We start from the raw sequence: 6,454 nt of genomic DNA, 5'->3' as shown, positions 1-6,454 counted from the left end.
TGTCATTACTACCATCGACGCGGCGATCATTAGTATCACTGTTCGTTTCAATACTTTTTTCATTACATTTATCTCCATATCAATAGATTATCAATTCAGTCTCCAGTTTACACACTCATTTAAACACAATATTTTTCTCTAATAAATCTCGCTATATGCCAAATGCTTATTCCTATTCCCCAAGCTATACAAATTAGTAGAATCGAGTAGGCTGACTCCTACTCGATTTCGCACACGAACATTCCGCATTTCATGCTCCATGTTCTTACGACCGGCAAATGAATTTGTATGCAAGCATCCATTCGCTTGCCGGTCTTGTGCTGCAAAAAGAGCCTAACCCCATTTGGATTAGGCTCTCTGATAATATTCAGTTAATGTTTATTCAAATGTAATCAATGTTCCGGCCTTGCCTCTAAGGGCATCAGCTACCGATGAAAGTGATGTTATAAGAACGGAGCCTTCGTGGTTGGCATTGAGGAACTCGATTGCTGCTTCAATCTTGGGAAGCATATCTACCTCGCCGAATTCTCCGGCTTCTATGTATTTCTGTGCATCGGCCACGGTCATCTTCTCGATAGGTGCCTGGTCCTCTTTTCCGAAGTTCTTGTATACACAAGGAACAGAGGTGAGGATGATGAGTCTGTCGGACTTAAGATCTGCGGCAAGCTTGCCTGCGATCGCGTCCTTCTCGATTACTGCAGAGGCGCCCTTCAGATTATGTCCCTGCTGGATTACGGGGATTCCGCCACCGCCGCAGGCGATAACTTCCTGGCCGGCATCTACAAGGGCCTTGATGGCGTCAATCTCAACTATGTCGATGGGCTTGGGAGCGGCAATGATTCTTCTGTATCCGTTGCCGGGTTCTTCCTTGACGAAGTTGCCCTTCTTGATCTCTACATCAGCGTCCTCTTTGGACATGTTACGTCCGATGGCCTTGGTGGGTTCATAAAAAGCTTCGTCGTAAGGGTCAACAGTAACCTGTGTAAGAATGGTGCTGACAGGCTTGGAAATACCGCGGCTTGTAAGCTCAGCCTTGAGAGAATTCTGAATATCGTAGCCTACATATCCCTGGCTCATGGCGCTGCAAACGCACATGGGAGCTGCCGTGTAATCGATATATATTCTGTGAAGCTCAGTCATGGCCTTGTGGATCATGCTGACCTGTGGGCCGTTACTATGAGTGATAACCAGCTGATATCCTGCCTCAACCAGATCTGCCAACGCCTTGGCTGTGATCTTGGTGGCATCCTTCTGCTCATTGGTGGTTACGCCAAGTGCTTCGTGTCCAAGAGAAACTACCGCCTTAATATTTTCCATTTCGCCCTCCGAATTCAAAAAAGATAAGGTAATTGTACCCCATTTCGCCCTGTATTAAAACATAATTCGTAAAAAAGCCCAACTGGCATTCACTGCCAATTGGGCTAATATCATTTTTAAAGCATTGTTGCCTGCTCTGTATTGAACTTGGGAAGCTTGGGCTGGGCTGCCTCTCCTCGGATCTCGATAAGGGGAGAAGCCTTGCCTTCAATATATTCACGGGTTATGGTCACACGGCCGATATTCTCGTCCTTGGGAATCTCATACATGATATCCAGCATGAATTCCTCGATGATGGCACGAAGGGCACGGGCTCCGGTATCTTTTTCCATGGCCTTCTCTGCGATGGCTTCAAGGGCGCCGTCGTCAAACTGAAGGTCGACCTCGTCGAGAGCCAGGAGCTTCTGGTACTGTTTGAGAATAGCGTTCTTGGGCTCCTTGAGGATCTTGATCAGCATCTCCTTGGTAAGGGCCTGCAGTGTGCAGATAATGGGAAGACGACCAAGGAACTCGGGGATCATACCGAACTTCTTAAGGTCGTCAACGGTAACGTTGGTAAGAAGATTAGGGTCATCCTCGTATTTATCCTTCAGGTCTGCATCAAAACCGATGGAAGTCTGCTTGTTAAGCCTCTGGGTGATGATCTCCTCCAGATCCGGAAATGCTCCGCCGCAGATAAAGAGGATATTTCTTGTATTAACTGTCGCAAGAGGAACCATGGCGTTCTTGCTGCCTGCGCCTACGGGAACCTCAACGTTGGAACCCTCCAGGAGCTTCAGCATTCCCTGCTGAACGGACTCGCCGCTAACGTCTCTGGAAGTGGTGTTCTTTTTCTTGGCAATCTTGTCTATCTCGTCGATGAAGATGATACCGTGCTCGGTCTTCTCCACATCGTTGCCTGCTGCAGCCAAGAGCTTACTTACAACGCTCTCGATATCGTCGCCAATATAGCCTGCCTCTGTAAGTGAGGTAGCATCTGCAATAGCCAGCGGTACATCAAGGAGCTTAGCCAGCGTCTTAACCAGATAGGTCTTACCGCTACCTGTGGGTCCCAGCAGGAGAATATTGGACTTCTCGATCTCGATATCATCCATAGTATCTGTGGCAACTCTCTTGTAATGGTTGTAAACCGCAACGGACATGACCTTCTTGGCCTGATCCTGACCGATTACGAACTCATCAAGCTTAGCCTTGATCTTGTGAGGCGCAGGGATATTTTTAATGTCAAAAGCGGGCTTGGCTGCGGTCTCACTCTTTTTCTTGATCTTCTGAGAATTGGGAATGCCTCCGCCCATGTTAAAGCCACCGGGGATACCCATATCAAAAAAGCCCATTCCGGGGAATCCACCGCTGTTCTTGTTGAGCTCATTCATGAGATTGGGGTTGTTCAGCATGTTCTGATAATCAAACTGGCTGACAGTATCCATGGTCTTGTGCATGCAGTCATCGCAAATGCAGATATTATTGGGAAGATGGAACATCTTGCCCGCCTTGCTCTCTGGCCTTCTGCAGACAAAGCACACATCCTCATATTCGTTTTCCTTCGGTCCATAAGTATTATCACTTCTGGTGCCACTTCCGCCATTCTGACCATTGCCGGAACCATTACCACCGTTTCCTGAATTATCCGCACTATTTCTCAGAACATCCTTCTTGCTATCATATTCAACTGTGTAGGGAGTCTCCTCAATATCCACTCTCTCATCATCAGTCACTTCTCTGAAGTCAAAATCGTCATTTCTCTTATCTGTCATCTATATCTCCAATCTAAATCCTGTATTCCTTACTCTCTCAATCCATTCAAATTGCCGAAACTTACGCAATTTAAACACATTATAATATCCGCCCTACCGCTAATCAAGTGAACTTTCTCTAAAATCCCCCTCCCCTCACATGATTGCCGCCTACTTCCTCCCTCATATGATTGATGTATTATGCATCTAAGATTCAATGGCTTTAGGCACAAATCCGGTGCTGCTGCTTTATATATAGTAATAGTTTTGGCCTTACAAAGACAGGGGGAGCGGGTAAGGTGTCGGGGACGATGGCTTGCAGGAATGAAAATTACTTCTTATAATGTTGAGGAGGATTTAGGAGCGCCTCAGACAGACAATCATGTGAGTGTTCCGAACAGCGTGAGATGAGCATGATTGGCTGGATGAGGTGCCCTAAATCCCCGATAGGTTATGAAGGAATTTTCATTTCTGCAAGCCATTGGCACCGGCGCATTACCTGCCCCCCCGTCATGTATCCAAACCATCACCATATAGAAAAAGGCACCGGATTGTGTTCCGGTGCCTTGAATTTAGTGGCCGCCTCTTTGTTGGTTGGAACCTGAGTTTCTATCCTCCGGCTTCCCCGGCTGCGTCTGCCCATCATAGTGATCACCCTCACCATTACTCTGGTCCTGTCCTGAACCGGATGTGCTATCCGCGCCTCCAAGTACCACATCAAAGGTCTTCTCAACATATTCGTTGCCTTCCAGCCTCATTACAGTTATGGAAACAGTACTTCCTGCTGCATAGTACTGAAGCCTGTTCTGAAGGTCCTCTCTTGATGCGACCTCCTCACCGTCAAGGGCTACAATAACATCTTTTTTCTCAATTCCTGCTGCCTCAGCGCCGCTTCCCTGCTGAACCTTGTCAATGTAGATTCCCTCAGGAATGCCATAAACTTCTGAAACATCTGCAGTAACACTTACGCAGACAACTCCGAGATAACCTCTCTGGCTCTCTGCAACCTTGAGCCTGGTCTGCTCATTCATGAGCTTCTCAATGATAGGCTGTGCTGCAGAAATAGGAATTGCATAGCCCATACCCTCGATGGTATCACCGCCAAGCTTGTTGGAGTTGATTCCGATTACCTCACCCTGAAGGTTAAGAAGAGCTCCGCCTGAGTTACCGGGGTTGATAGCTGCATCTGTCTGAATAAAGCTACGGGTTACGCCCTCTGAAATCTCAAGTTCACGGTTAAGAGCAGAAACAACACCGGTTGTAACTGACTGTCCATAACCAAGAGCATTTCCGATAGCTACAACGGGCTCGCCAAGAGCAAGTGCATCGCTGTCACCAAGGGTTGCAATCTTAATAGTTGAAAGTGTGTCTGATGAAATGGAATCAAGGGTTACCGCGATAACCGCAAGGTCCATGTCTGAAGCTGTACCTTTTACCACTGCCTCAATTGCAGTATCATCGGAAAAAATTACTTCAAGGGTGTCAGCTCCCTCAATTACGTGGTAGTTAGTAGCGATAAGAAGTTCTGTATCGTTCTGTCCCACTATGATTCCGCTACCGGAAGCCTGCTGCTCGTCCTGATAGGTATATCCGAAATAGTTGCCTGATACAGTGTAGTTGTTGTGGATAATAACAAGGGCAGGCATAACCTCTTGTACAACCTGTGTAACATCGGTAACTACCGCCATTGTCTGACCTGTAACTGTGGTTGTCTGGATGTTGTTTGAATCAGTCTTGGAAACAGTAGTCTTCTCTTTAGTCTGTTCCTGTGTATCCTCAGAAGCTACCAGGGTTGTATCTTCCTTCTCTTCAACCTGTGCCTGCTGATTGTGACCTGTGATCTTGCTATAAGTGTAATAGGCTGATCCGATGCTGACTCCGATAAGTGCGATTGCTGCGAGAGATGCTGCAACTATCTTGATCACATTGTTCTTTTTCTTAGGAGTCTGTTCTACTGTATTGGTAGTTGTAGTATTAGCGTACTGATATGTACCGTAGGTCTGACCGCTTGACATGTCACTTGAAGGAATCTGTGACTGACTTGTGCTGCGCTCGTGGCTATAGGGGCTGTATCTGTCGCCGTAGGGATCATGCACCGCATTGGCATCGGTATAGCCACCAAAAGCGGGCTTGGGTTCCTCTAATGAAGATACATTCTCTTTAGCATTTGTAGATTCGTGGTCGTTGGAAACTACTCTGCTGTAGCCGCCGTAGGTTCTTGAAGGCTGCTCGTCATAGCTGCCCATCTGGTGACCGGCGTAGCCGCCTGTCTGTGCACCGCCATAAGTAGTTGTCTGCTGTCCGCCATATGCCCCACCTGCATATGTCTGACGGTTCTGTCCGTAGTCATAACCCCTGTAGTCAGGAGTACTATAGGATCCGGTACTGTACGGATTGTTGCTGCTTGCAGAAGAATTGGAGCGTCCAAGTTCCTCTGTTGAAGAAGTTTTGTCGTTTCCCACACCATTGTTTTTCAGTTCATTGTCGTTCTGTTCATACATGGTATATCACCTCTTCCTTTCGATTATGATTTTTAGTATAGAGGCAGTTTGTGAAGGAATTGTGTTTATTTTCTTATACAATTATTAATAAATTGAATGATAATGGGGCTAATTATGAGGACGGGCAGAATCGGCAGGGGCCGGGGAGATGGCTTGCGGCAATAATAATTTCGTCAGAACCCCATGGGTATTTATGGCACCCCATCCAGCCAGCTATGCTCATTTCACCCTTCCTCGAAAATTTACTTATCGAAATACTCTACCACTTCATCAAGGCTGGCAAGGACCGTCTCCGCAAGGTGCTTCATCTCTTCGTTGGCGGGGAGAAGATCCGGCACCATGATGGGGCGGAGTCCTCCGGCGGCGGCTGATCTTATTCCGTTGTAGGAATCCTCGATAGCGTAGGCATTTTCGGGCTTCACACCAACCTTTTCACAGGCAAGAAGGAAAATCTCAGGATGAGGCTTACTGTGGGTGACCATGTCTCCGGTGACGATCTCATCAAAATAATCGATAATACCTGCATCTCTAAGCTCATTAACTACGGTCTGCTTTCTGGTTGAGGATGCAAGAGCGATTTTTTTTCCCTGATCACGAAGATACTCAAGAAGCGCCTTCACTCCGCTCTTCATGGGGAGTTTGCCGCCATCATATTTTTCGTGAAACATTACGGAAGCTTCCTTAGCAAAGGTATCATAAGGAAAATCCTCGCCATAAGCTTCCAGCATTATTTCCCTTGTTCTCTGATTGGTGGTTCCGGTGCAGGCAAGAAAGTGTTCTTCAAGATTTTCAATGTTATACTTCCGGGCCAGCTCCAGCCAGCAGTACATGGTTGCTCTCTCGGAATCGAAGATAACTCCGTCCATATCAAAGATTACCGCATCAAATTTTTTCATGCTTCCC

General features: G+C 47.0%; 4 protein-coding genes. All 4 read right to left on the bottom strand.

Annotated features, from left to right (window positions below; all coding sequences use genetic code 11):
• Window positions 1-378 precede the first annotated feature (378 nt).
• Window positions 379-1,317, bottom strand: a complete 939-nt coding sequence (gene arcC / locus G588_RS0113440; RefSeq protein ID WP_022779257.1) for a carbamate kinase — start codon at window positions 1,315-1,317, stop codon at window positions 379-381.
• A gap of 116 nt (window positions 1,318-1,433) precedes the next feature.
• On the bottom strand, window positions 1,434-3,071 hold the full coding sequence (clpX, locus tag G588_RS0113435) for an ATP-dependent Clp protease ATP-binding subunit ClpX (protein WP_022779256.1): 1,638 nt from the start codon (window positions 3,069-3,071) through the stop codon (window positions 1,434-1,436).
• Between the two features lie 551 nt (window positions 3,072-3,622).
• On the bottom strand, window positions 3,623-5,551 hold the full coding sequence (locus G588_RS23110) for a S1C family serine protease (RefSeq protein ID WP_022779255.1): 1,929 nt from the start codon (window positions 5,549-5,551) through the stop codon (window positions 3,623-3,625).
• Between the two features lie 242 nt (window positions 5,552-5,793).
• Window positions 5,794-6,447, bottom strand: coding sequence for an HAD family hydrolase (locus tag G588_RS0113425; protein ID WP_022779254.1), 654 nt, complete (start codon window positions 6,445-6,447; stop codon window positions 5,794-5,796).
• Between the last annotated feature and the right edge of the window lie 7 nt (window positions 6,448-6,454).

Source organism: Butyrivibrio sp. AE3009, assembly GCF_000420845.1.
Lineage (GTDB): Bacteria > Bacillota > Clostridia > Lachnospirales > Lachnospiraceae > Butyrivibrio.
Note: the sequence above shows the minus strand (reverse complement) of the source record. Positions and strands in the feature narration are given on the sequence as shown.

What these genes read in the sequence shown, in the direction of transcription:
- G588_RS23110 (WP_022779255.1), bottom strand. Translation starts at nt 5,551, where the DNA reads ATGTATGAACAGAACGACAATGAACTGAAAAACAATGGTGTGGGAAAC.
- arcC (WP_022779257.1), bottom strand. Translation starts at nt 1,317, where the DNA reads ATGGAAAATATTAAGGCGGTAGTTTCTCTTGGACACGAAGCACTTGGC.
- G588_RS0113425 (WP_022779254.1), bottom strand. Translation starts at nt 6,447, where the DNA reads ATGAAAAAATTTGATGCGGTAATCTTTGATATGGACGGAGTTATCTTC.
- clpX (WP_022779256.1), bottom strand. Translation starts at nt 3,071, where the DNA reads ATGACAGATAAGAGAAATGACGATTTTGACTTCAGAGAAGTGACTGAT.